The following is a 248-nucleotide window of genomic DNA, read 5'->3' on the forward strand; positions in this document are numbered from 1 at the left end:
GTGCTACACCACGCCGCTGCGTGTGATTGGGGAGCAGGTGAACTTGTCGACCGCCGCCGTGCAGCGGCGCATCAAGCGGATGGAAGAGGCGGGTGTCATCGTCGGCAACGTCGCGGTGGTGGATCCGGAACGGGTAGCCAAACCGATCACCGTGATCGTCGAAGTGCATGCCGAGCGCACCAACACCGCTGCCATGGTTGCGCTCAAGAAAGCGCTGTCCGGCCCCGAGGTGCAGCAGTGCTATTACG

The 248-nt window shown here is 63.7% G+C and carries 1 protein-coding gene; it reads left to right on the forward strand.

Translation table 11 applies throughout. The features are described from left to right. The coding region (locus ACVA58_RS28470) for an Lrp/AsnC family transcriptional regulator (protein ID WP_446513584.1) at window positions 1-248 on the forward strand (248 nt) is incomplete at both ends.

Source organism: Photobacterium sp. DNB22_13_2 (assembly GCF_052873915.1).